Source organism: Pseudosulfitobacter pseudonitzschiae (genome assembly GCF_002222635.1).
GTDB classification, from domain to species: domain Bacteria; phylum Pseudomonadota; class Alphaproteobacteria; order Rhodobacterales; family Rhodobacteraceae; genus Pseudosulfitobacter; species Pseudosulfitobacter pseudonitzschiae_A.
This window is the reverse complement of the sequence record NZ_CP022415.1, coordinates 480,412-504,661: the sequence shown is the minus strand read 5'-3', so window position 1 is coordinate 504,661 and position 24,250 is coordinate 480,412. Positions and strand designations below refer to the sequence as shown.

The following is a 24,250-nucleotide window of genomic DNA, read 5'->3' as shown; positions in this document are numbered from 1 at the left end:
CGCATCGTCTAATTTAAAGAGAGCCCTGTGACCGAACCTAGGAAATCCCGACAAAACGAAAAGGTACGTCTGGCCATTCTGGACGCGGCGTTCTCGCTCGCCAGCGAGGTCGGCTATGACAAGCTGACCATCGAAGGGATCGCCAGACGCGCCGGTGCCGGCAAGCAGACCATCTACCGCTGGTGGTCCTCCAAGGCTCTCGTCCTGCTGGAAGCCCTGGTCGAACGGGTTCAGGATGAGCTGATGTTCGAGGATACCGGCGAAATTCGCGCTGATCTGATCGCCCAGATGCAGCGGGTGGCGAAGCTGATGACCAGTGCCGACACAGGCTGCCCCTTCATCGGTCTGCTGGTCGAGGCGCAGTTCAACGCAGAAGTCGCAGCGGCGATGAACGCCCGAATCTACGCGCCCACCTACGCTGCGGCGACGGCACGGCTCAAGGCTGCGCAGCGCGCCGGAGATCTGGACCCGGAGCTTGACCCGGTGATGATGGTCGAATTGCTTTATTCCCCGATCTACTATCGGCTCATCGTCCCCTATGCGACAATCACCAGCGCCGATATCCCCGTCTTCCTCGACATGATGCTGACCGGCCTGCAATCAAAGGGCACAACCCAGCGTGCGGAGTAACCTGTCTACACGCATTGAAACGAAATCTCCTCCCTGTCATGGTCGGTGAACCGCGCCAGCGCCTCGGCCTCCGCAGTCAGAGCAGTACGATCGGGTGTCGTGATCTTCGCGAAGGGCACGAAGACGACCGGCAGGCGGTTTTTTCCCTGATCCAACCTCCACAGGCCCGCGATGCGACCGTCGACCGGAAACACCGGATCGAACAGCCCGTTACGGGTGGACAGCCATGGAACGAGTTCAGCAACGAGGGATCGCGATAGCCCAGCACCATCGCATCGAAACCGGACGGGCGCCGCGGCCGTGCCGTCGGATCGCCTCGTGCAGTAGCACTGTTAAACGTACGTCTTCACAATAGGACCAGACGTGGCCTTGACGCCCAACGCAGCGCACTCGATTGGAACAACAAAACCGAGGCCGATTTACCATCTAAGCAATTGCGGGGGGGCCGGCGGGTCAGAGGTATTCAGAAAGGAAATAACCGGATACCGAAGCCGAAAAAGCGCGCCAATTGTATACTTTTCCCGTACAAATGGGTGGCTTTATACACTCATCATGATGCTAACCGAATAAGTGGTGCCCGGGGGCGGAATCGAACCACCGACACGAGGATTTTCAATCCACTGCTCTACCCCTGAGCTACCCGGGCACGGGTGATTGCATTGCAATCTGGGTGAGGCGGGTTCTAGGGTGGTTGGCGCGTGGTGTCCAGAGGCTTTTTGACCAATCTGGTCAATGCGGTTTGCGAGACTCTTCTTCCAGCGCGTCCAGCGCTTTCTCGATGTCTTCGGGGTCATTTGACGGCACCGCGTAATCGCCGTTCGCCCAGCGGCCCAGATCAATATCGGCACAGCGCCGCGAGCAGAAGGGGCGATATTTGTGGACGGTTTCGGATTTGCAGATCGGGCAGTTCATGCAGCCTCCGGCGGCAGTGGTGCGCGCGCGCGTTTGCGTTGCAGTTCCATATGGCCCAGCGGCGTCCAGCCAACCAGCGCCGTGTCGATCGTGTCGCCGCGCAGTGCGGCACGCAGGGCACTTTCAAAGGTGCGGCGGTCCTTCTTGGGCATCGGGGCCAGATCCATCACGATCTGCCCGCCCAGACCGCGCACGCGCAGCGCCGTGGGCAGCGCGCGGGCCGCAGCAAGGTTTGCCTTCAGCCCGCCAGCCAGCGAGGCGTCGTTGCCGGTGTTCACGTCCACAGCGACCAGCGCGCGGGTTTCCTCGACAAACATCGACGCACCGCCGCCTAGATCCACCTGAGCACTGCGGGCGCTGTCAATGGCATCCAGAACGCTATGTGCCTCGAAGCTGCCTTCGTCAGTCACCACCTCGGCGGGATCGGTCCAGTCGCGCCACGCCAGAATATGCGGGCCGTCACCTTCGGTCAGCACTTCGGGGCCGTGGCCCTCGTCGCCCAGAACGGTTTCGGCCAGTGTCGCCATTGCAAGGATGTCATCCGCAATGTCATCCGCATCCGCATCCGCATCCGCACAGCTTGACCGCAAGATCAGACCCATGTTGCGGCCATCTATTGTCGCTTGGGCCATCGCCTCGTGGGCAATCTCCAGAAGCGTATCGCGCAGGTCGTCGTCGCGGATCGACCGCGACACGTTCAGACCCGGCGCATCGGGGGTGACGATCGCATAGCGGCTTTTGAACAGCAGCTTTTGCGTCACAGGTATCGCTTTGCCCGGTTCGGCATAGCCAGAAACCTGCACCAGAATTTCCTGACCGGGTGCCAGCCCCTTGATCTGGCGCAAGAATGCGCTGCCATCGGGGGTCTTCAGGAACATGCCGCCCTGCCCTTTGACCGGCTTATCGGCAATCGCACGATAGACCGTACCGGGGCGCGGGGCGTCGCTGTCGATGATCAGGTCGTGCAGTTTGCCATCGACCATCAACGCGGCAGCTTCGGCCCCGTCCAGGTGATCCAGAATGATCGTGTTGCCCTTCATGTGTTCCCCCAGAGCGTGACGCCGGCTGCGGTCAGCAGCCCTGCGGTTTCGGCCAGCGGCAGGCCGACAATGCCGGTGAACGAGCCGGAAATCCACGGGATCAACGCGCCAGCTGGCCCCTGAATACCGTAGCCGCCTGCCTTGCCCTGCCAATCGCCGGTGGCAAGGTATCCGTTCACTTCGTCGTTCGAAAGCACCTTCATGCGCACAATGCTCACCACGTCGCGCTCCCACAGCCGCTCACCCCGGCGCACAGCGACAGCTGTGATCACGCGATGACGGCGACCGGACATGGCCCACAGGAACGCAGCCGCCTCGGCGGCGTCCGCAGGTTTGCCCAGAATCCGACGGCCCAGCGCCACGGTGGTGTCGGCGCACAGCACGACATCATCCGCATCCGCCTGCACCGCGGCGACCTTTTCACGGGCCATCCGCTGACAGTAGGGGCGCGGCAGCTCGCCCGCCACAGGTGTCTCGTCGATGTCGGGGGCGCGGATGTGGTCAGGCACAACGCCAATTTGTCCGAGAAGCTCTTTGCGTCTCGGACTGCCTGATCCCAGTACAAAGGCCACTTTGGCCTTACTTGAAGCGATAGTTGATCCGACCCTTGGTCAGATCGTAGGGGGTCATTTCGACCTGTACTTTGTCGCCAGCCAGAACACGGATGCGGTTTTTGCGCATCTTGCCTGCCGTATGTGCGATGATCTCATGGCCGTTTTCTAGCTCGACCCGGAACGTCGCATTGGGCAGGAGTTCCTTCACAACACCGGGAAATTCGAGCGTATCTTCCTTGGCCATGGTCTCTCCATATGCAGTCCGTCCGCTGAAATTTGCGGACAAGTGGGTAAATGCGCCGATCGCACCCTGTTTTCAAGGGCTATTCGCGCAAATTGGTCACGATGGCCGTGTCGCTGCGGCCTTTTTGTTGTGTCCAGTTACGCCGGTTCAGCACAACACCATCGACACGGGCATGAGCGATGGTCTGCAAGTTGACCTCGGCATAGGTCCATCCGGGCTGGTTCAACTCACCCACGGCCAGCACGCCAGTGTCGGGAAAGCCCTTGTCCGGCGGGCCATAAATGCCGCCTGCACCCACACTGATGTCCACCGCAGGCGACCATTCCGCAGCGCCAACCACCGAAGACATAACCGTAACACATTGCGTTTCCAGTGCGCGGGCCATTGCCCCGATACGCACCCGCCAATAGCCCGACAGCGCCTCGGTCACCGAGGGGATCAGAATCAGATCGGCATCCGACAACGCCCGCCCCAGCAGGGGAAATTCACTGTCGTAGCAGATCAGAATTCCCATCTTGCCCAAGGCGGTGTCGAACAGTTGCAGCGGGTCACCGGGAACCACGTCCCATATTTCTTCTTCGAAGCGGGTCATGATCTGTTTGTCCTGAATGCCCACCTGCCCCGTTGGCGCAAACAGACGCGCACGGTTGAAGGGGCGCTGTCCGGCGGCAGGCACACACGGCGCCGAGGCTGCCAGAATATGAACGCCGTATTGCGCGGCCAGTGTGACGTGCAAAGCATCAGCCTGCGGCAGACGGTCGGACACAGCGTGCAGCGACGCCTCAAGATCGGCTGCAACCTCCATACCCGCCAGTGTGGCCAATTCCATCGCTCCGTATTCAGGAAAAACCAGTAGATCGGCCCCCTGTCCTGCGGCCTCTGACACCCAGCGGGTCAGCTTCGCCTCATAGTCGGCCCATGTCTGGAACACGTCCAACGGGTAGGATGCAGTTGCGATTTTCATAGGGGCTCCGTGGGCTGTTATGGCAGGTCGCGCCCGAGTTTGGCGCTATTTCCAGCGGGCTGCAAGGTGATGTAAAAACAGGCCTTACATTGAAAAAACAAAAGATAGGATATGTAAATGTTCTATGAATGCTTGACCTGTTGCCCGCAAAGTTTCACAAATCCCGAAACTGGAGGCTGCGTCAGTGATCAGCAAAGGTGTTACCCTGCGAGGCCTTGAAGTGTTCGAGGCCCTCGCCTCGACCGGATCGGTCGCACAGGCTGCGGCTGTCACCGGCCTCAGCCAGCCTGCGGTCAGCCAGCAGTTGCGCAATCTGGAAACGGCTTTGGCCACCGACCTGATCGACCACGGTAAACGGCCCATGCGCCTGACCCCTGCAGGCCACAGCTTTCTGGGGCGGGCCGAGGCGGCATTGTCACAGCTTCGGTTGGGGCAAAGCGAATTGGCGGTGATGGATCTGGCGCATCTCAGCGCGCTCAGCATCGGGCTGATTGACGATTTCGACAACGATCTGACACCGCGTCTGGTGACAATATTGGCCGACAGCCTGACCCACTGCAAATTCAAACTGATCACCGCCCCCAGCCACAAGATTCTTGAGGACATCGCAGACAAAAAACTGCATCTGGCGATTTCCGCCAGCGCTGGCACGGTGATGGACGGGGTGCTGGAATATCCGCTGGCCCGCGATCCGTTCATCGTGGTCGCCCCAAAGGGCATGGTGCAGACGGGTGGCGATGTGATGGCACAGCTCGGCAATCTGCCGTTTCTGCGCTACGAGAAAAACCAGCTGATCGGACGTTTAATCGAGGCGCATTTGGCACGGCAAAAGCTGGACCTGCCCGACCGGTTCGAGATCGGCAGCCATCTGGCGCTGATGGCGATGGTGGCACGGCGCATCGGCTGGGCAGTAACGACGCCGCTGGGGTACATGCGCGCGGTCCGGTTTCACGACGAGGTCGATGCCTTCACCCTGCCGTTCAAACCTTTCGCGCGGACCATATCGCTCTATGCAGGGGCGGATTGGGCAGGCGAAGTGCCCGCCAGCGTGGCCCAGACCATGCGGCGGCTGATCGACGCGCATATGATCACGCCCGCGCTGGCGCAACTGCCTTGGCTGGTGGGTGATTTGCGGGTGTTGGACGGTTGACCGGTGCAGACCTGCCGTTCCAGACTGCACCAAAACCCAGACGAAAGGTGCCCGCCATGCCCAAAATCGTGATCCTGACCGGTGCCGGCATTTCCGCCGAAAGTGGGTTGGGAACCTTCCGCGACAAAGACGGGCTGTGGGCAGAGCACCGGATTGAGGACGTGGCCACCCCCGAAGGCTTTGCCCGCAACCCGCAACTGGTCGTGGATTTCTACAACGCACGTCGGGCGCAAGCGGCGGATGCCAGCCCCAATGCCGCCCACGTGGCCCTTGCGCGGCTTGAGGCCGCGATGCCCGACAATGTGTTGGTGGTAACCCAGAACGTCGACAATTTGCACGAAAAGGCTGGGGCGACCAACGTCTTGCACATGCACGGCGCACTTGATTCGGCGCTCTGCGCGGCCTGCGACCACCGTTGGACGGCGCCGCTTGCGATGGCTGCGGGCGATCTGTGCCCCGCCTGCGACGGCCCCACCGCGCGGCCAGACATCGTCTGGTTCGGTGAGATCCCGTATTACATGGAAGAAATCGAAATGCGGTTGAACGAAGCGGACATTTTCGCAGCCATCGGCACCAGCGGCAACGTCTATCCCGCAGCAGGTTTTGTACAGGCCGCAGCCGCTTACGGCGCCATGACGGTCGAACTGAACCTCGAACCCTCTCTGGTGGTGTCACAATTCGACGAAACCCATTTCGGCCCCGCCAGCCAGACGGTGCCGAAATGGGTCGAAGGCCTGCTTAACGTCTAGTCTGACTTGCCCGCACCGTGGTCCATTTGCGAATGGTCCATCGTGCCGAGACCCCCAGCGCCATGCGTCGCCTTGCGCTCGTTATCGACCGGAATATTCACGACCACCTCGCCCGCCTTTTCAAAGACCAACGTAACGGTGACTTTATCGTCCTGAACCAATGCGCGGTTCACCCCCATCATCATGACGTGATCGCCACCGCGCATCAGCGCGTGCGTCTGACCTGCGGCAATGGCAATGCCGCCTTCGATCCGGGTCATCGCCATGACACCGCCACCCTGGTCAACATGGGTATGCAATTCGACCTTTTTGGCAATGTCGCTGCGCGCGTCGATCAAACGGTCGTCGGTGTCGGTCTGGTTCTTCAAAACCATGAACGCCGCCGCCGTCGGCGCATTAGGGCGCGAAGTGCGCACATAGGGGTCTTGGACCATTATGCCGTCAGCAAAGGCGGCTGTGGACAAAAGGGCGGTAACCGCTGCTGCAGATATGTACTTCATCAGTGACATGTGGATATGTCCTTTGTTTTGCTCTTGGAAAGATAAGTGGGATTTCAGAGCAAAACAGGCGGCGCGCGTGACAGATAGCCCGCAGAGACATCCGCACGCGTTGCAGACACATGACGCACACTGTATTCGGCACGACGGATGACACCGGCCCGCACAGGCGTCCAGATCACGACATCATGCCCCAGCAGCGTCAGCGCGGCATCGGGACAGATGTGCGGCGCGTCCACTGGCTGCCCATTCGCGTCAACATTGACGGTGACAGACCCCGTGCCGATACACAGCACCATCTGCCCCACCGCATCCGCCGAGCCACGCGCCTGCGCAAAGGCCTGCGCGGTGACAACAAGTGTCAGCATCGCAAGGCAAAGGGTGATTTGGCGCAACACAGTCATGCCAGCAGCATTAGCCGCAGCCCCGACAACGCACAAGCGTCACAGCCTGCGTCCAAAAGCCCTATTTCCCAAACGAAGCGACCCCGCCTGCGCATGCAGACGGGGCCGAGTTCTTCTAGGTCGCGGAACTTCAGGCGGCGTTGGCGGCCAGAGCTTTTACAATTTCTTTTTTCACTTTCAGCGCATTGGCCGACAGTTCGTCATCTTTCGACTTGGCAAAGAACGCGTCCAGACCACCACGGTGGTCGACAGTGCGCAGTGCCGCAGCCGAGATGCGGAACTTGATCGCGCGGCCCAACACTTCGGACTGCAGCGATACATCGTTCAGGTTCGGCAGAAACCGACGACGTGTTTTGTTGTTGGCGTGGCTGACATTGTTGCCAGACATGGGGCCTTTTCCGGTCAGTTCGCAACGACGCGACATGGGATTATCCTTTTGTTCTGGTCGCTGTCAGGGCGGTCCCCGAAACGACAACAAGCGCCGCTCGCAGCTGCGCCCCTAATTTCGTCCGCTGGCAATAGGGGGAATCGCACGAGGGGTCAAGCATGATTGCGCAGCTTTCCACGCCTTATTGCGCGATCAGCCCTGCTTGTGACCCAAGGTGGCCAACATCTGCTGTGCCGCCAGCGCCGGATCGGTCTGCCCCTGTGCCACCTCTGCCCCCAGGCGCGCCATTTCGGCACGCGCCTGCGCCCCGTCAAGTTGCGCCAGCAATGCCGCACGAACGTCCTGTTCAAACCAGTATTGCGCCTGTGTCGCCCGTGTTTTGTCAAAAAACCCGTTCTCGCGCCGCCAGTCCGCAAGTTCTTGCAGGGTCGCCCATGCCGCGTTCAGGCCGGCGTCTTCCAGTGCCGACACCATCATTGCCTTAGGAAAGCCCGCCGGATCTTGCGGGCGTTTGCGCATCAGCCGCAGGGCGCCGGCATAATCGGCGCAGGTGCGCGTGGCGGTGGCCTTTAGATCGCCATCGGCCTTGTTGATCAGAATCACGTCGGCCATTTCCATGATGCCGCGTTTGACGCCCTGCAACTCGTCTCCGCCCGCAGGGGCCAGCAGCAGCAAAAACAGATCGGCCATCTGCGCCACTACGGTTTCCGACTGCCCCACGCCCACCGTTTCAATCAGCACCACGTCGAACCCAGCCGCTTCGCACAGCGCCACCGCCTCGCGCGTGCGCCGCGCCACGCCACCCAGATGGGTCTGGCTGGGGCTGGGCCGGATAAACGCCTTCGGATCGCGCGCCAACCGGTCCATCCGCGTCTTGTCGCCCAAAATAGACCCGCCCGACCGCGCCGAGGACGGATCAACAGCCAGAACAGCCACGCGCAGCCCCTGCCCCGTCAGCATCATGCCAAAACTTTCGATAAACGTGCTTTTGCCCACCCCCGGCGTGCCCGACAGCCCGATACGCAGCGCCTGCCGTTCACGCGGCAATGCGCCCAGCAACTCCGCCGCCTGTGCGCGATGGTCGGCCCGCCCGCTTTCCACCAGCGTAATCGCGCGGGCCAAGGCGCGGCGGTCGCCCGATGTGATGCGTTGTGCGGTGTCGGTGATGTCCATCTGCATGCCTCCGTGCCTAGCATCGGTTTTCCGGTCTGGGCGCTGATTTGTCCAGCCTTGGCCTCGGGCGTTGTTTCGCAGATAAGCACGAATATGAAATTTACCTTGCCCATTGATGACGTGCTGGATCAGGTTTGCACCCAGCTTGCCGCGCGCAAACGGCTGGTTTTGCAAGCGCCCCCCGGTGCGGGCAAAACCACACGCGTGCCTCTGGCGTTGCTGGATGCCGGTTTCAAGGGCCGCATCCTGATGCTGGAGCCGCGTCGTCTGGCCGCGCGCACCGCCGCCGAACGTATGGCCGAAACGCTGGGCGAAGCCGTGGGCGCCACCGTCGGCTACCGCGTCCGCGGCGAGGCAAAGGTAGGCAAAACCACCCGAATCGAAGTGGTAACCGAAGGCATCCTGACCCGCATGATCCAGTCCGATCCGGACCTGCCCGGCGTCGGTGTGGTGATCTTTGACGAATTTCACGAACGCAGCCTGAACGCCGATCTGGGGTTGGCCCTGTGTCTTGAGGTGGCCGAGGCGCTGCGTGACGATCTGCATCTGGTGGTCATGTCCGCCACGTTGGACGCCGCCCCCGTGGCACAGATGCTGGATGCGCCGCTGGTCACATCCGAAGGCCGCGCATTCGACGTGACACCCCATTGGCTGGACCGTCCGCGCGGTCAGGCACGGCTGGAGGGGGCGGTGGCCGATCTGGTCCGCACCGCCATGCGCGAACAGACCGGCAGCGCACTGGTGTTCCTGCCGGGCGAAGGCGAAATCCGGCGGGTGCAAGGGCTGCTTGACGGCAGTTTTGGCAGTGATGTCGCGGTGCATCCGCTGTTCGGCGCGATGGACTTTGCCGCCCAACGTGCCGCGATTGCTCCTGCAAAAACGGGCCGCAAGATCGTGCTGGCCACGGCGATTGCCGAAACCTCGCTGACCCTGCCCGACATCCGCATCGTGGTGGACGCAGGGCTGGCCCGCCGCGCGCGCTTTGATCCGTCCAGCGGCATGGCGCGGCTGGTCACCGAACGAGTCACGCGCGCCGAAGCCACCCAGCGCGCAGGCCGCGCGGGTCGTGTGGCCAAAGGGCATTGCTACAAACTGTGGACGCGCGGCGAAGACGGTGCGCTGGCCGCCTTTCCCCCCGCCGAGATCGAGGCAGGCGACCTGACCGGCATGGCACTGGAACTGGCGCTTTGGGGGGCAACGCCCGAGGAACTCCACTTTGTCACCCCGCCCCACACCGGACGCTACCGCGAAGCGGTCGAGGTACTGCGGGTGCTGGACGCGCTGGACGACACAGGCCGCATCACCGCCCACGGTCGCGCACTTGCCTCCCTGCCCCTGCATCCGCGTCTGGCGCACATGCTGGTACACGGTGGCAAGGGTGCGGCAGAGCTGGCGGCTTTGCTTGCCGAACGCGACATCCTGCGCGGCATGGGCAGCGACCTGCGTCTGCGGATACAGGCGCTGCGCAGCCCCGACCGGTTCGGCAATGCGGTGCAACGTGGCGCGCTGGCGCGGGTGCGGCAGGAAACCAAACGGCTGAAATCGAGCACATCGGGTGGGGTGCTGTCGCTGGGCGCGATGGCCGCACTAGCCTACCCCGACCGGATTGGCCTGCGCCGCAAGGGCGATGCCCCGCGCTTTGTGCTGTCGGGTGGCAAGGGCGCGGTGCTGCCCGACGGCGACGCGCTGGCCGGTGCGCGGCTGATCGTGGCGACCGATCTGGACGGTGACCCGCGCGAAGCCAAGATCCGGCAAGCGACCGAAATCAGCGAGGCCGACCTGCGCGCCATCTTTGGTGAAGCGATCGGATGGCACGACCTGTGCCTGTGGTCCAAACGAGAAGGGCGCGTTCTGGCACGTCGACAAGAACGGCTGGGCGCGCTGGTGCTGGAAGACCGTACATGGCAAGACGCACCGCCCGAAGACATCGCCGTGGCGATGCTGGACGGGGTGCGGCAACTGGGCCTGAACCCCTCGGCCAAGGCGGCGCGGTTTCTGGCGCGGGCACGGTTGGTGGATGCGGAAAACTGGTCTGATGATCACCTCATCACAACACTGGCGGACTGGCTTCTGCCGCATCTGGGTGGCGTGCACACCTCTGGCGACTGGAAAGCTTTTGATCTGACGCCAGCGCTGAAGGCACGGATGAGTTGGGATGACGCACAAGCCCTTGACCGCGCGGCACCGTCGCATTTCAGCACACCACTGGGACGCAATGTGCCGATTGACTACAGCGGCGATGCACCGGAGATCGCGGTGCGCTTGCAGGAAATGTTCGGCGTCACCCGTCATCCCACCGTGGCCGGAAAGCCGTTGAAGGTCACCCTGCTGTCGCCAGCGCAACGGCCCATCCAGATCACAATGGACTTGCCAGGATTCTGGGACAGTTCCTATGCGGATGTGCGCAAGGATATGCGCGGGCAATACCCGAAACATCCATGGCCCGAAGACCCGACACAGGCCGATCCGACGCTGCGGGTCAAACGCAGGCTTTAACGCAGCCAATCGCCGTGATGGACACCGTCCTGATCCATCCGCTCGAACCCGTGCGCGCCGAAATAATCCCGCTGCGCCTGAATCATGTTGGCCGTACCACGGCCCAGCGCCATCGTGTCGTGCCATGCCAGCGCGGCGAAAAGCGCAGGCATCGGCTGACCAACAAGCGCTGCCGATGCCACCACACGCCGCAGCCCCGGCAACGCCTCTGCCAGTCGCTTGCGCATCGCGGGCGCAAGGATCAGATGACCATGAGGCAGCCCCCCGCGCACGGCGGCGGCAAATTCGTCCAGCAGGGCCGAGCGGATGATGCACCCCGCCCGCCAGATCTCGGCAATACGGGCAAGGTCAAGATCCCAGCCGAACTCTTGCGAGGCAGCCGACAGCACGCGAAACCCTTGGGCGTGGCCAAGGATGCGCGCGGCCAACAGGGCGTTTTCCATGTCATCCACGTCCGGCATTCCGGCAGGCTGCGCTGCGGGATCCAGCAAATCCTGCGCCGCACGGCGGGCGTCGCCCTCGGACGACCAGCCGCGCGCGCCCACTGCCGCCTCGATGGTCGAGGCGCTTTGCCCCATGTTCAACGCTTCGATCAGGGTCCAGCGGCCTGTCCCCTTTTGGCCCGCCTGATCGCGGATCACATCCACAACGGGGCAACCCGTCGCCGCATCGGTCGAGGCCAGCGCCGTGGCGGTGATCTCGATGAGATACGAGGCCAGCGGACCCGCGCGCCAGCCATCAAAGACCTGACCGATCCGGCCCGCATCCATGCCTGCCTTGTCACGCATCAGGCCATACAATTCGGCGATCATCTGCATGTCGGCATATTCGATGCCGTTGTGGACCGTCTTGACGAAATGACCCGCGCCGTCAGGGCCAAGGTGGGCAACGCAGGGATCACCCTGAAACGTGGCAGCAATCGCTTCGGCCATCGGCTTGAGCTGCGCCCACGCATGTTTGGACCCGCCGACCATCATCGAAGGACCATGACGCGCGCCCTCTTCACCCCCCGACACGCCCATCCCGACAAAGTGGATGCCGGTGCCATCCAGCGCCTTGCTGCGCCGCCGTGTGTCGTTGAAATCGGCATTGCCGCCGTCAATGATGGTATCGCCTTTGGACAACAGCGGCTTGATCGCGTCGATCATCTGGTCCATCGGTTTGGTCGATGGGATCATGAACAAAATGGTGCGCGGGGCGGCGATGGCCTGAACAAAACCGGCCAGATCGGCGTGGCCGGTGACCGTGCCGGCAAGTCCGTCGGCCTCGGGCAGGAAGTTATCGATCCAATCGGCCTCGCGGTTGGATACCGCCACGTCAAAGCCGTGATCGGCAAGGTTGAGCGCCAGCGCGCTGCCCATTGTGCCCAGACCGTAAACGCCGATCTGTGCCCGAGTATTCTGCTGCACCATATGCCCTGCCTGTTTTGAGATCTTCCGCCGGAAACATACCCGCCCGCGCGGCAGGGGCAAGCCTTGGTGATCGCGCAACCATCATGTTCCGGCTTGTTCAAGCCGTGTGGTGGTGGCTAGATACCACCATGAAGATATGTGCAATCACGATGGTTTACCGCGATTACTGGGCGCTGGCGCAGTGGTATCACCATTACACCGCGCTGGTGGGGGCCGAGCATCTGGTTGTGGTCGCCCATGGAACCGATCCGAAGATCGCGCAGCTTTGCCCCAAGGCCAGTATCCTGACCGTGCCGCGCGACGATCTGTCCGGATTTGACGGGGTGCGCGGGCGGATGCTGAACGGGATCCAGGCAGGATTGGCCGAGGTATACGACTGGGTAATCCGCACCGATGCCGACGAACTGATATGCCTTGATCCGACCAAACACGACGGGTTGGACAGTGTTTTCGCACAACAGAAAGGGCAGGCGCTGTTCGCGGCAGGGCTGGAGGTGGTGCAGACCGATGAAGGTACATTCGCCGTGTTCTCGGGGCACTACAGCAAGGCATGGGCGGTGCGGGGCGGGGTTGCGATGAAACGCCACGGGGTGCAGGTGCGGCCACGGCAAGTGGCGCAGTTCGAGTATGTACTGCCCGAAGGGGTGTTTCTGGCGCACCTGAAATTTGCCAACCGCGATGCACTGGCCGAGACCAATTTGCACCGCGCCGAGGTCGCGTCAGGCCACGGTGACGGATTGCCCGGCAAAGCATGGAAAAACCCCGGCCACGAGGCACGCAAGGTGCAGACCCAAGTGATGCGCATGGAGACAGTGGACTGGAACACGGCAGCACGCATGGCGCAGGCCGAGTTGACCGCGGGGCCGACGGTGGACGAAAAGATCGGGCTGGTGCGCTCGCGGTCCTTCAAGCTGGATCGCAAATGCGCCCTGCCGGATTGGTTTCCGGTACTGGATTGAGACGGATTTAGGGGCGCTGCCCCCGACGCTGCGCGTCTCCCCCGGGATATTTCGGGCCAAAAGAAGCCCGCGATCCCGAGGGAAGGTCAGATCATTTGCCCAGACACCAGCGCATGACGGCTTTTTGCGCGTGCAGGCGGTTTTCTGCCTCGTCGAAGATGACCGAGTGCGGGCCGTCCATGACCTCGGACGTCGCCTCGTCGTCGCGGTGAGCGGGCAGGCAGTGCATGAACAGCGCGTCGGGTTTGGCCTTGGACATCAGGGCGGAGTTGACCTGATAGCCGCGCAACTGGTTGTGGCGACGCTCACGCGCGGATTGCGGGTCATGCATCGACACCCAAGTGTCGGTGACCACCAGATCGGCGCCTTGGACCGCTTTGTTCGGATCGCGTTCGGTGGTGTAAAGGCCGTTCAACGCGGCCTCGGGTTGCAGGGTTTCGGGACCGGTGAAGACCAGTTCGAAATCGAATTGCTTGGCCGCGTGGGCAAAGGAGGCGAAGACGTTGTTGCCATCACCCGACCAGACGACCTTGCGGCCCTTGATGGGGCCGGAATGTTCTTCGAAGGTCATGATGTCGGCCATGATCTGACAAGGGTGTGTGCGGTTGGTCAGACCGTTGATGACCGGCACGGTGGCGTGTTCGGCCATTTCCAGCAGGGTGGCCTCTTCAAAGGTGCGGATCATGATAAGATCAACATAACGCGACAGCACGCGGGCGGTGTCCGCGATGGTTTCACCGTGGCCCAACTGCATGTCGGCCCCTGACAGCAGCATCGTCTGCCCGCCCATCTGGCGCACGCCGACGTCAAAGCTGACGCGGGTGCGGGTGGACGGTTTTTCAAAGATCAGCGCAACCATGTGGCCCGCCAGCGGTTGATCGTCGTCGGGCGTGCCCTTGGGGCGGCCAGCGCGCGCATCCTTGATGGCGCGGCCTGTGTCGATGATGCTGCGCAGTTCGGACGGGTCGGTGGTGTGGATATCAAGAAAGTGTTTCATTGGTCATTTTTCTGTATAGGCGAAGGTCGGGAGCGTGGCCCCCGGACCCTCGGGATATTTCTAGCCAAAAGAGCCGGTCAGCACAGGCTGGCAGCTGCGGCATCGAGACGGGTGACAGCCTCGGCGATGTCGTCGTCAGTGAGGTTGAGCGGAGGCAGCAAGCGGATCACGTTATCGGCTGCGGGCACTGTAATGACGCGAGCCTTGTAGCCTGCGGCGACGACGTCGGTGTTGGGCATCTTGCATTTGATGCCCAGCATCATGCCCGAACCGCGCACGGATTCGAAGACGTCTGGGTGGCTGGCAACCAACCCTTCGAGCTTCTGGCGCAACAGACCGGATTTACGGTTCACCTCGGCCAGAAAGGCAGGGTCGGAGACGATGTCCATAACGGCACAACCCACGGCGCAGCCCAACGGGTTGCCGCCATAGGTCGATCCGTGTGTGCCTGCCGTCATGCCAGATGCAGCGTCTTCTGTGGCCAGCACAGCCCCCAGAGGAAAGCCACCGCCGATGCCTTTGGCGACCATCATGATGTCGGGGGTGATGCCGGACCATTCGTGCGCAAACAACTTGCCCGTGCGGCCCACGCCGCATTGCACTTCGTCCAGAACAAGCAGGATGCCGTGTTCGTCACACAGATCACGCAGCCCTTTCAGGCACTGGTCGGGCAGCGGGCGGATGCCGCCTTCGCCCTGCACGGGTTCGATCAGGATCGCCGCTGTCTTGTCGGTGATTGCCGCAGTCAGCGCCTCGTGATCGCCCCAGTCGACGTGGACAAATCCGCCAAGGACCGGACCGAAGCCCTTGACCATCTTCTCCGAGCCGGCCGCCGCGATACCTGCGGCGGAGCGCCCGTGGAAAGAACCGGAAAAGGTGATAATCTCGACCCGGTCTTTCTGGTCTTTGTCGTACCAGTACTTGCGCGCCATCTTGACGGCCAGTTCGCAGGCCTCGGTGCCCGAGTTGGTGAAAAACACCGTATCGGCAAAGGTCGCCTCCACCAACTTGTCCGCCAATGCCTGTTGCTGCGGAATCTGGTAAAGGTTCGAGGTATGCCACAGCGCCTGTGCCTGATCGGTCAGCGCCCTGACCAGCGTCGGGTTGGCGTGGCCCAGTACGTTCACCGCAATCCCTGCCCCAAGGTCGAGATATCGTGTGCCGTCCGCCTCGATCAGCCAGGCGCCTTCGCCTTTGACAAAGCTCAGAGGAGCACGGGAATAGGTCGGCAAAACGGAGGGGATCATCGTGATCGTCCTTTGATACGGGCGGTGCGAAGCACTTTGGTGCATGACGCGGGCCGCAGGGTCAACAGATTTGAAGGATTGGGTGCCAATTGGCGCAAGACAGGCGGAAGCGATCCCGCAACACGCGGGGGGCGGACGTTACGCGGTGCGTCGTCGGATAGAGATGATATGTGCTGTCGCTGTCATGGCGCGATCTTTAGCGCAGGTTTTTTGCGAAAGAAAGAGGTTTCATCACGGACTGTGGTGGCGCATGGTTGCGGTGCAAAGACCGACCTGTCATCCTGTATGGCGCCCGATCAAATCCGGCGTCGCTGGGCTGATCCGGGGTAAGTGGGGTTCTTGCCTTGTAACTCCATGCTGAGTGATTAGAATAGAGCCCTGATATTGATATTGGAGCGGCCATCAGAGATGCGCCGCTTTTTAGCTAGGAAAAGCCTGCATGTCCTGGACAGACGACCGTGTTGAACTTCTGAAAAAGATGTGGGGCGAGGGCCAGTCGGCCAGCCAGATCGCCAAGGAACTTGGCGGCGTGACCCGCAACGCCGTAATCGGCAAGGTCCACCGTCTGGGCCTGTCGAACCGTGCCGGGACCGGCACAACGGCCAAAGCCGAGCCCAAGGCCAAGCCTGCGCCCAAAACCGAGGCCAAGCCCAAGATGGAAGCCGCAGCAAAGCCGAGGCCCAAAGCCGAGCCAAAGCCGCAAGAAGAGCCCGTGCCGGAAACCCGTCTTGCGGTGATGCCTGCCCGCGCCAAAATCATTCCAGCAGGCCAGCCCCTGCCACCGCAGCCCTCGGCCAACGAAATCAGCCCCGAGGCGCTGGCCAAAGTCAGCGAGATCGAGAAAAAGGCCAAGCGCCTGAGCCTGATGGAACTGACCGAACGCACCTGCAAATGGCCTGTGGGTGACCCTGCGACCGAAGATTTCTGGTTTTGTGGCTTGCCGGTTCAGGCGGGCAAACCCTATTGCGAAGCTCACGTGGGCGTGGCGTTCCAACCGATGTCGTCGCGGCGCGACCGTCGGCGCTGAGCCGCGACACATTTGAATGATAATGAAACGGTCCGACGTTGTCGGGCCGTTTTGCGTTCACGCATTGCCCAGAACGGGTTGCCTGCCGACGTTCGCATTGCAAACATCGGCAGGTCCGCGTTTCAACTCTTTGCCAGACTGTCGATAATCGGGCAATCGGGGCGGTCGTCGCCTGCGCAGCACTGCACCAGATGGGCCAGCGTGTCGCGCATTTCGGACAGTTCGGCCAGCTTGCGATCAATCTCGGCCAGATGATCCGTGGCCAGCTTGCGCACATCACCGCTGGCACGGCTGCGGTCTTCCCACAGGGCCAGCAGGGTGCGGCAGTCTTCGATCGAAAACCCCAGCGAGCGCGCCCGCGACAGAAACGCCAGCTTGTGGGTGTCCTGCTCGGAAAAGGCGCGATAGCCGTTGGCGCTGCGGGCCGGTCGGATCAGGCCGATGTCCTCGTAGTAGCGGATCGTTTTGGCCGGCAGGCCAGAGGCGCTGGAAACTTGGGAAATATTCACAGGCTTTCTCCCTGTCCGCGCAGGCGCAGCGCGTTGGTGACAACAAAGACCGAACTGAGCGCCATCGCCGCCGCCGCCAGACTGGGCGACAGTTGTGGCCCGCCAAAAGGCACCAGCAGGCCCGCCGCCACGGGGATCAGAAGCGCATTATAGCCAAAGGCCCAGACAAGGTTCTGCCGGATATTGCGCAGCGTGGCGGTGCTGATGGCGCGGGCACGCAGTACCGCGTCGGGATTCGACGACATCAGCACCACATCGGCAGCCTCGATCGCGATATCTGATGCGCTGGCCACAGCCAGCCCCACGTCAGCCGCCGCCAGCGCGGGTGCGTCGTTGATGCCGTCACCGACAAAAGCAACTGGCCCGTGGGCGTCGCGCAGTGCGGTCAAGGCAGCGACCTTGCCCCCTGGTGGCACGGCGGCGGTGACCTGCGCAATGCCAAGCTGTCGGGCGACGTGCTGTGCCGTGGCTTCGACGTCACCGGTGATCAGGGCGGGGGTGACACCGCTTGCTTTCAGCGCGGCGATGGCTTCGGCAGCACCTTCGCGGATCGGATCGGTGACGGCGATCAGGGCGGCCAACCGGTCCGCCTGCGCCACGAAAACGGGCGTGGCACCGGTCGCGGCCCATTCTTCGGCGCGGGCGGTCAGCGGGGCGGGATCAACGCCTTGGGCCTGCATATAAGCCGCGTTACCGATGTGCAGACGCACGCCCTCCACAATGCCCGAGGTGCCCTGCCCGGTGGTGCTGGTGATGTCACTGACTGCCGGGCGCGGCCCCTCGGCGGCGACGGCAATAGCGCGCGCGATGGGATGTTCCGACTGTGCCTCGACTGCCGCCACCTGCGGCAACAATGTCGCGCGGGCAAAGCCGTCCATTACCGCCATATCAGTCAGCGTCGGCGCACCCATCGTCAGCGTGCCGGTTTTGTCAAAGGCCACCACCTGCACCGATTGCAATGCTTGCAGCGCATCGCCCTGACGGAACAGCACGCCAAGTTCGGCGGCTCGCCCTGTGCCCACCATGATCGACACCGGCGTCGCCAAACCCATCGCACAAGGGCAGGCGATGATCAGCACGGCCACGCCCGCGACCAGCGCCTGTGTCGGATCGCCCGCCAGCAGCCAGACAAGGGCTGTCAGCGTCGCGGCCACGATCACTGCAGGTACAAACACTGCCGTGACACGGTTGATCAGCGCCTGCACCGGCAACCGCGCCGATTGCGCCTCGCGGGTCATCTCGACCACGCGGGCCAGCATGGTGTCGGAGCCTGTGCGCGTGGCGGTGTAATGCAGCGGTGTGGTGCCGTTGATACACCCCGCACTGACCGCATCGCCCACAGTGACAAAGGCCGGAACCGGTTCGCCGGTCAGCATGGCAGTGTCGATGTGGCCGCTGCCAGCGGTCACGGTGCCGTCAGTGGCAATCCGGTCGCCTGCCCGCGCCAGCAAGGTCTCACCGCTGACAATCTCGGACAGCGGGGTTTCGATATACGCGTCGCCGCGCTGCACCATTGCGGTATCAGGGGCCAGCGCCATCAGCTTGCGTACTGCATCGCCGGTATGGCCCTTGGCCCGCGCTTCAAGCCAACGGCCCAGCAGGATTAGGGTGACAATAACGGCTGCCGCCTCGAAATAAACCGCCCGCGCTTCTACTGGCAGCCATGCAGGCATCAGCGTCACCACGACGGAATAGACAAAAGCCGCACTGGTCCCCAGCGCCACCAGCGCGTCCATATCAGGCCGCGCTTTCAGCAGACCGGGTATGCCGCGCCGGAAAAAGCCAGCACCCGGACCGGCCAGAACCGCCAGCGTCAGCGCCATCTGCAACAGATGGCTGGTTTGCATCCCGATGGTGCGTGCAATCAGGTGGTGGATCGGCGGATAGATGTGCCCACCCATTTCGGCCAGAAACACTGGCAGGGTCAGCGCACCGGCGATCAGGAAACGACGGCGGTAGCTGGCGGTGTTGTGGCGGTCGTGGTCTTGGGGTGTATCGTCGTCCGTCTGCATGTCGGTCGCGGGATAGCCCGCACCCTCGAGCGCGCGACGCAGCACGCTCGTGTCGCGGCCCGTCAGCGTAGTCACATGCAGCGTCATATCGGCCAGATTGGCATGGGCCGACAAAACGCCGGGCACCGCCAACGCCGCCGCCTCGACGCGGCCAATACATGACCCGCAGGTCATGTTGTCCACCTGCAATGTCGCATCATGGGTGCGCGCGGGATAACCCGCTTTGGTGAGAGTTTCGCGAACCACTGCCGCGTCCACGCCGTCAATCTGACCGGAGTGGGTGGCAAGGTTCACACGAGCGTCCTGTCCGCCAGGAATGGCGGCCAGAGCGCGTTCGGCACGACCTGCGCAACCCGCGCAAGTCATCCCGTCTATGTCAAAATGCAATGTCATGACACGGCACATAAGGGTTCCCACTGCTGGAAGGTCAAGAGGTATTCTCAACTTTCTTGTCACATAGCTGGCGGGATGGTGAGTTGCGCCCCCGCCCACCCGAATGCAAAGTCACGTGAAACCAGAATTGAGGGTGTGATGACCAAGACGATCAGGGCCGCAGACGCAGTGGCACGCAGGCTTTTTGCCGCCGGATGCCGGATGGCTTTTGGCATGCCGGGGGGCGAGGTTCTGACGATGGTGGACGCGCTTGAGGCGGCCGGCATCCGGTTTATCCTGTGCAAACACGAAAACGCAGCGGCCTTTATGGCCGAGGGCGCATGGCATCGCACCGGTGCGCCGGCTGTTCTGGTGGCCACGGTCGGCCCCGGCGTGCTGAACGGGGTGAACGCGGTGGCCAATGCGCTGCAAGATCGCGTGCCATTGATTGTGCTGGCCGGTGCCGTCGATGCGAACGAGGCACAAACCTATACCCATCAGGTTCTCGACCAGCGCGCGGTCTTTGCCCCGATCACCAAAGCGACATTCCTGCTGGATGCGGGTGCGGCCCATATCATCCCGGACAAGGCCGTGGGTATCGCAACCGAAGGCCAGCCCGGACCGGTGTTCATCGACATTCCGATCCGCGTGGCCGATGCGCAGGTGCCCGCCACAACACCCACGCCCCGCGCCGTCGCCGCCAATGTGGTGCCCGACACCGCCACGCTGGAACAGGTCGCGGCCTGGCTGTCGCAGGCAGCCCGCCCTGTCATCCTTGCCGGTGTCGATGCGCTGAACGATGGCGCAGATGTGGCCGGATTGGCGCAGCGCTTTGTTGTGCCAGTGATCACCACCTACAAGGCCAAAGGTATGTTACCCGAGGATGACCCGCTGTCCTTGGGCGGTGCGGGTCTGTCACCTCTGGCTGACAAGACGCTGCTGCCCTTTGTCCAAAGCGCCGATCTGGTGTTGTGTCTGGGCTATGACCCGATCGAGATGCGTACCGGCTGGCGCGATGTCTGGGACAGCACATCGCAGCGCGTGGTCGAGGTGACAGCGGTGCCAAACCACCACTATATGCACCAGTCCACCGTCAACATCGTCGGATCGGTCCGTGCCACTGTCGCTGCATTGATGCAGGCCGCAACTCCACGCAACACATGGACGGGCGGCGAAGTGGCCACAGCAAAGGCCGCACTGGCCGCATCCTTTCCAGCGGACGAAGACTGGGGGCCCGCCGCCATCGTCGCCACCTGTCGCAGCGCCCTGCCCCGCGACACGCTGGCCACCGCAGACAGCGGTGCGCACCGCATTCTGCTCAGCCAGATGTGGCAATGCTACGCGCCGCGCGCGCTGATGCAGTCCTCGGCTTTGTGTACGATGGGCTGTGCGGTGCCGCTGGCGATGGGGGCTGCTTTGGCATCGCCCGAGCGCACCGTGGTCAGTTTCAGCGGCGACGCGGGCTTTTTGATGGTTGCGGGCGAGTTGGCGACTGCAAAAGAACTGAACCTGCGCTGCATCTTTGTGGTCTTTGTCGATGCCTCGCTGGCGCTGATCGAACTGAAACAGCGGCAGCGGCAGTTGGGCAACCACGGCGTCGACTTTGGCACTCACGACTTTGCCGCCATCGGTCGCGCCTTCGGGGGGGCAGGCATCGACGTGCGCAGCCGCGCCGGATTGCAGGCCGCCCTGAGCGCCGCCCAAAAGGCCGACACCTTTACCGTGATCGCCGCCCATATCGAAAAAGGAGCCTATGATGGAAAAATCTGAAGGCGCGCTTGACGGACTGTTTGTCCTCGACCTTACCCGTATTCTGGCCGGACCCACTGCCACCCAACTGTTGGGCGATCTGGGGGCCACAATCATCAAGGTCGAGAATCCCAAATCGGGTGGCGACGACACCCGTGGCTGGGGGCCGACCTATGCCCGCGACCCGCAGGGCAACCCCACCGACCTGTCGGCCTATTTCATGGCTGCCAACCGCAACAAATTCTCCATCGCCGCCGATCTGTCCACCGACGCAGGTCAGGATACCGTCCGCCAGTTGGCGGCGCGCGCCGATGTGGTGATTGAAAACTACAAACCGGACGGGCTGGTGAAATACGGGCTGGATCACACGAGCTTGCTGAAAAAACACCCCGGTCTGGTCTATTGTTCGATCAGCGGCTTTGGCCAGACGGGGCCGAACCGCGCCCAACCCGGCTATGACCTGATGGCGCAGGGCTATGGCGGGATCATGTCGCTGACTGGCGATCCGCAAGGCGCACCGATGAAGGTGGGCGTGGGCATTGCCGACGTAATGTGCGGCATGTACGCGACCGTCGGCATTCTGGCCGCGCTGCGCCACCGCGACCGCACGGGCGCAGGCCAACACATCGACCTGAGTTTGGTGGACACGCAGATGGCGTGGCTGGTCAACGAGGGCACCAACTACCTGACAAGCGGTCAGGCACCTGAACGGCGCGGCAATGCGCACCCCAATATTGTGCCTTATGACTCGTTCGAATGCAGCGATGGCCACATTCTGCTGGCCGTCGGCAACGACGCGCAATTTGCGCGGTTTTGCGATGCCGTGGGGCTGGCAGGGCTCAGCGATGATCCGCGATTTGACACCAACCAGCACCGGATCGAGAACCGCGCAGCTCTGATGCCGCTGATGTCTCCGGCGTTGAAGTCGCTCAGCCGGAATGACGTGATGACACGTCTGCACGCGGTCAAAGTGCCCGTTGGTCCGATCCACACCGTGGCCGAGGCGTTGACTTCCGATCAGGCGCACGCACGCGGCGCTGTGGTCGGCGTGCCCTGCGACGGCGTGGCAGACGGCCAAGTGCGCCTGCTGGGCAATCCGCTAAAGCTGTCGGCGACACCCGTCACCTACCGTCGCGCGCCGCCGTCATTCGGGCAAGACACCGACGCCGTGTTACAAATGCTGCGCATCGCACGCGACAGGTCGCGCTGAACCCGCCGTGTCAGGACAGTTTCAGGGGGAAATATTGCAAAACACCTGCCTGTCCTCACAAAAAGGGACGCGGGCTGTCACAGTTGCGTGTGACGCCCGCGCAGCCGTACAAATTATAGGTAAGTTACAGGCACCGCACGGCCTCGCCGTGCCTCAAACAAGGTGCCCGAAATGCGCAACGACATATGCGACAGCCCCGTCTCGCTGAACGATCCTGTTCTGGTGGACCATTGGAACCGAGTCATCACCGGCTTTCTGTCGCATGGCACCCAGACTCCGGTGCATCTGGGCAAAGTGCTTGAGGATACACCCGACTTTGCGATGGGACACGCCGCACGGGGGGTGTTTTCGCTGATGATGGGACGCGCCGAACTGATCGCGGTGGCCCGCGATGCACACAAGGCCGCGCTGGCCGCGTTGGGCCGCACCGGCGCTGCGCCGCGCGAAAAGCTGTGGGTGCAGGCCTTGGGGGAATGGTTGCAGGGACGGCCATCGGGGGCCGTGGCCGCGATGGAAGCAGCATTGCGTCTGCAACCCCGCGACACGCTGTCGGCCAAGGTCAGCCACGCCATCCGCTTTGTGCTGGGCGATGCGCGCGGCATGCGCGCCTCGGTCGAGGCGGTGATGGATGCCCACCGCGACCATCCGCTGCGTGGCTATCTGCTGGGCTGTCACGCCTTTACGCTTGAGGAAACCGGCGACTACGCCGCCGCCGAACGCACCGGATTGCAAGGGCTGGACCTTGCGCCCGACGACGCATGGGGCCTGCACGCAGTGGCGCATGTGTTCGACATGACGGCGCGACCCGATTCGGGCATCACCCTGATCGAAGACCACAAAGGCGCATGGGATCACTGCAACAACTTTCGCTACCACGTCTGGTGGCACAAGGCGTTGCTGCACATGGACAGGGGCGAGACGGACATCGCTCTGGCACTTTATGATGATCAGATCCGCGCCGAGAAAACCGACGACTACCGCGACATCGCCAATGCCACATCGCTGCTGATGCGCCTGGAACTGGAGGGGCTGGACGTGCGCGACCGCTGGGACGAACTGGCCGCCTTTTCCGAGGCGCGGGTCGAAGACGGCTGTCTGGTGTTTGCCGATCTGCATTACATGCTGGCCCTGTCAGGTGCCCAAAAAGGCGACGCCGCCGACGCGATGTGCGCCCGCTTTGCCCGCGATGCGATCCGTCAGGGGGAAATGGCCCTACGGGTCGCAAATCCTGGGCTGGCGGCGATTGCGGGCCTTAGCGCCTTTGCCGAAGGACATTGGGATCAGGCGTTTCAAAACCTTGCGTCAGCACGCGCTGCAATGCCTTCCATCGGCGGCAGCCACGCCCAGCGTGACGTCTTTGAACGCATGACGATAGATGCCGGATTGCGCGCCGGTCGGGTTGAGCGTACAGCCCAGATTCTGGCGCAGCGGACGGCCCAGCGGGGCGGTCATCAGGACCGGTTCGCCCAGACCCGCGCGGCGTCGATTTCCAATGCACGGCGTATTGCCGCCCAATGAGAATAGTCAATGAAGACAACCGGCACGATGCGGATTA

At 62.7% G+C, this 24,250-nt stretch carries 24 protein-coding genes and 1 tRNA gene; 9 read left to right on the top strand and 16 right to left on the bottom strand.

Annotation, left to right across the window (positions count from 1 at the left end; genetic code table 11):
- Positions 1-27 precede the first annotated feature (27 nt).
- Positions 28-630 carry a TetR/AcrR family transcriptional regulator gene (locus tag SULPSESMR1_RS02350; RefSeq protein ID WP_089419390.1) on the top strand — a complete coding sequence of 201 codons (603 nt, stop codon included), beginning with the start codon at positions 28-30 and terminating at the stop codon, positions 628-630.
- Between the two features lie 5 nt (positions 631-635).
- On the opposite strand, the gene SULPSESMR1_RS25805 is transcribed toward SULPSESMR1_RS02350, so the two are convergent.
- The 7 genes from SULPSESMR1_RS25805 to SULPSESMR1_RS02315 all read right to left on the bottom strand — a co-directional run bounded on the left by SULPSESMR1_RS25805 (position 636) and on the right by SULPSESMR1_RS02315 (position 4,344).
- Positions 636-824: a DNA glycosylase AlkZ-like family protein gene (locus SULPSESMR1_RS25805; RefSeq protein ID WP_089419389.1), complete on the bottom strand. Its 189-nt coding sequence runs from the start codon at positions 822-824 to the stop codon at positions 636-638.
- A gap of 377 nt (positions 825-1,201) precedes the next feature.
- Positions 1,202-1,276 (bottom strand) — tRNA-Phe (locus tag SULPSESMR1_RS02340).
- A gap of 83 nt (positions 1,277-1,359) precedes the next feature.
- Complete coding sequence (locus SULPSESMR1_RS02335; protein WP_089419388.1) at positions 1,360-1,542, bottom strand: DNA gyrase inhibitor YacG; 183 nt, start codon at positions 1,540-1,542, stop codon at positions 1,360-1,362.
- Positions 1,539-2,582 carry a ribonuclease E/G gene (locus tag SULPSESMR1_RS02330; RefSeq protein WP_089419387.1) on the bottom strand — a complete coding sequence of 348 codons (1,044 nt, stop codon included), beginning with the start codon at positions 2,580-2,582 and terminating at the stop codon, positions 1,539-1,541. Before SULPSESMR1_RS02330 ends, SULPSESMR1_RS02335 begins: the two co-directional genes overlap by 4 nt.
- Positions 2,579-3,154, bottom strand: coding sequence for a Maf family protein (locus SULPSESMR1_RS02325; RefSeq protein WP_089419386.1), 576 nt, complete (start codon positions 3,152-3,154; stop codon positions 2,579-2,581). Before SULPSESMR1_RS02325 ends, SULPSESMR1_RS02330 begins: the two co-directional genes overlap by 4 nt.
- A gap of 7 nt (positions 3,155-3,161) precedes the next feature.
- Entirely contained in the window at positions 3,162-3,380 is a 219-nt protein-coding gene (infA, locus tag SULPSESMR1_RS02320) for a translation initiation factor IF-1 (protein ID WP_005978431.1), read from the bottom strand.
- 79 nt (positions 3,381-3,459) lie between these two features.
- Positions 3,460-4,344, bottom strand: a complete 885-nt coding sequence (locus SULPSESMR1_RS02315; RefSeq protein WP_089419385.1) for a carbon-nitrogen hydrolase family protein — start codon at positions 4,342-4,344, stop codon at positions 3,460-3,462.
- Between the two features lie 184 nt (positions 4,345-4,528).
- On the opposite strand from SULPSESMR1_RS02315, the gene SULPSESMR1_RS02310 reads away from it, so the two are divergent.
- Both SULPSESMR1_RS02310 and SULPSESMR1_RS02305 read left to right on the top strand, forming a co-directional pair.
- Positions 4,529-5,494, top strand: coding sequence for a LysR family transcriptional regulator (locus tag SULPSESMR1_RS02310; protein ID WP_089419384.1), 966 nt, complete (start codon positions 4,529-4,531; stop codon positions 5,492-5,494).
- Positions 5,495-5,550: 56 nt separating this feature from the next.
- Positions 5,551-6,243: an NAD-dependent deacylase gene (locus tag SULPSESMR1_RS02305; protein WP_089419383.1), complete on the top strand. Its 693-nt coding sequence runs from the start codon at positions 5,551-5,553 to the stop codon at positions 6,241-6,243.
- Here SULPSESMR1_RS02305 and SULPSESMR1_RS02300 read toward each other — a convergent pair.
- From SULPSESMR1_RS02300 to meaB, 4 genes are all read right to left on the bottom strand, one after another.
- Positions 6,240-6,752 (bottom strand): copper chaperone PCu(A)C, encoded by a 513-nt coding sequence (locus tag SULPSESMR1_RS02300; protein WP_089419382.1) that lies wholly within the window; start codon positions 6,750-6,752, stop codon positions 6,240-6,242. The two genes, SULPSESMR1_RS02305 and SULPSESMR1_RS02300, sit on opposite strands and share 4 nt — an antisense overlap.
- A gap of 44 nt (positions 6,753-6,796) precedes the next feature.
- A complete protein-coding gene (locus tag SULPSESMR1_RS02295; RefSeq protein WP_089419381.1) occupies positions 6,797-7,144 on the bottom strand; it encodes a hypothetical protein in 348 nt (115 codons plus the stop codon).
- A gap of 130 nt (positions 7,145-7,274) precedes the next feature.
- Positions 7,275-7,568, bottom strand: coding sequence for a 50S ribosomal protein L28 (gene rpmB / locus SULPSESMR1_RS02290; protein WP_089419380.1), 294 nt, complete (start codon positions 7,566-7,568; stop codon positions 7,275-7,277).
- A 156-nt stretch (positions 7,569-7,724) separates the two neighbouring features.
- Complete coding sequence (gene meaB, locus SULPSESMR1_RS02285; protein WP_089422086.1) at positions 7,725-8,705, bottom strand: methylmalonyl Co-A mutase-associated GTPase MeaB; 981 nt, start codon at positions 8,703-8,705, stop codon at positions 7,725-7,727.
- A gap of 93 nt (positions 8,706-8,798) precedes the next feature.
- Between meaB and hrpB the strand changes: the two genes are divergently transcribed.
- Complete coding sequence (hrpB, locus tag SULPSESMR1_RS02280; protein ID WP_089419379.1) at positions 8,799-11,201, top strand: ATP-dependent helicase HrpB; 2,403 nt, start codon at positions 8,799-8,801, stop codon at positions 11,199-11,201.
- On the opposite strand, the gene gndA is transcribed toward hrpB, so the two are convergent.
- Positions 11,198-12,613, bottom strand: a complete 1,416-nt coding sequence (gene gndA / locus SULPSESMR1_RS02275) for an NADP-dependent phosphogluconate dehydrogenase (protein ID WP_089419378.1) — start codon at positions 12,611-12,613, stop codon at positions 11,198-11,200. The genes hrpB and gndA overlap by 4 nt on opposite strands.
- Before the next feature lie 128 nt (positions 12,614-12,741).
- Between gndA and SULPSESMR1_RS02270 the strand changes: the two genes are divergently transcribed.
- Positions 12,742-13,572 carry a glycosyltransferase family 2 protein gene (locus SULPSESMR1_RS02270; protein WP_089422085.1) on the top strand — a complete coding sequence of 277 codons (831 nt, stop codon included), beginning with the start codon at positions 12,742-12,744 and terminating at the stop codon, positions 13,570-13,572.
- 91 nt (positions 13,573-13,663) lie between these two features.
- On the opposite strand, the gene argF is transcribed toward SULPSESMR1_RS02270, so the two are convergent.
- Positions 13,664-14,569, bottom strand: a complete 906-nt coding sequence (gene argF / locus SULPSESMR1_RS02265) for an ornithine carbamoyltransferase (RefSeq protein ID WP_089419377.1) — start codon at positions 14,567-14,569, stop codon at positions 13,664-13,666.
- A gap of 77 nt (positions 14,570-14,646) precedes the next feature.
- Positions 14,647-15,816, bottom strand: a complete 1,170-nt coding sequence (locus SULPSESMR1_RS02260) for an aspartate aminotransferase family protein (RefSeq protein ID WP_089419376.1) — start codon at positions 15,814-15,816, stop codon at positions 14,647-14,649.
- Between the two features lie 439 nt (positions 15,817-16,255).
- Between SULPSESMR1_RS02260 and SULPSESMR1_RS02255 the strand changes: the two genes are divergently transcribed.
- Complete coding sequence (locus SULPSESMR1_RS02255; protein ID WP_089419375.1) at positions 16,256-16,843, top strand: GcrA family cell cycle regulator; 588 nt, start codon at positions 16,256-16,258, stop codon at positions 16,841-16,843.
- Between the two features lie 122 nt (positions 16,844-16,965).
- Here the strand turns inward: SULPSESMR1_RS02255 and cueR are convergent, their stop codons facing one another.
- Positions 16,966-17,352 carry a Cu(I)-responsive transcriptional regulator gene (gene cueR / locus SULPSESMR1_RS02250; RefSeq protein ID WP_089419374.1) on the bottom strand — a complete coding sequence of 129 codons (387 nt, stop codon included), beginning with the start codon at positions 17,350-17,352 and terminating at the stop codon, positions 16,966-16,968.
- Positions 17,349-19,757 carry a heavy metal translocating P-type ATPase gene (locus SULPSESMR1_RS02245; RefSeq protein ID WP_240311500.1) on the bottom strand — a complete coding sequence of 803 codons (2,409 nt, stop codon included), beginning with the start codon at positions 19,755-19,757 and terminating at the stop codon, positions 17,349-17,351. The genes cueR and SULPSESMR1_RS02245 overlap by 4 nt, the downstream gene beginning before the upstream one ends.
- Positions 19,758-19,895: 138 nt before the next feature.
- Between SULPSESMR1_RS02245 and SULPSESMR1_RS02240 the strand changes: the two genes are divergently transcribed.
- The 3 genes from SULPSESMR1_RS02240 to SULPSESMR1_RS02230 all read left to right on the top strand — a co-directional run bounded on the left by SULPSESMR1_RS02240 (position 19,896) and on the right by SULPSESMR1_RS02230 (position 24,213).
- Entirely contained in the window at positions 19,896-21,506 is a 1,611-nt protein-coding gene (locus tag SULPSESMR1_RS02240) for a thiamine pyrophosphate-binding protein (RefSeq protein ID WP_089419372.1), read from the top strand.
- On the top strand, positions 21,493-22,695 hold the full coding sequence (locus SULPSESMR1_RS02235; RefSeq protein WP_198362840.1) for a CaiB/BaiF CoA transferase family protein: 1,203 nt from the start codon (positions 21,493-21,495) through the stop codon (positions 22,693-22,695). Before SULPSESMR1_RS02240 ends, SULPSESMR1_RS02235 begins: the two co-directional genes overlap by 14 nt.
- Before the next feature lie 171 nt (positions 22,696-22,866).
- Positions 22,867-24,213: a tetratricopeptide repeat protein gene (locus tag SULPSESMR1_RS02230; RefSeq protein ID WP_089419370.1), complete on the top strand. Its 1,347-nt coding sequence runs from the start codon at positions 22,867-22,869 to the stop codon at positions 24,211-24,213.
- The last annotated feature ends 37 nt before the right edge of the window (positions 24,214-24,250 follow it).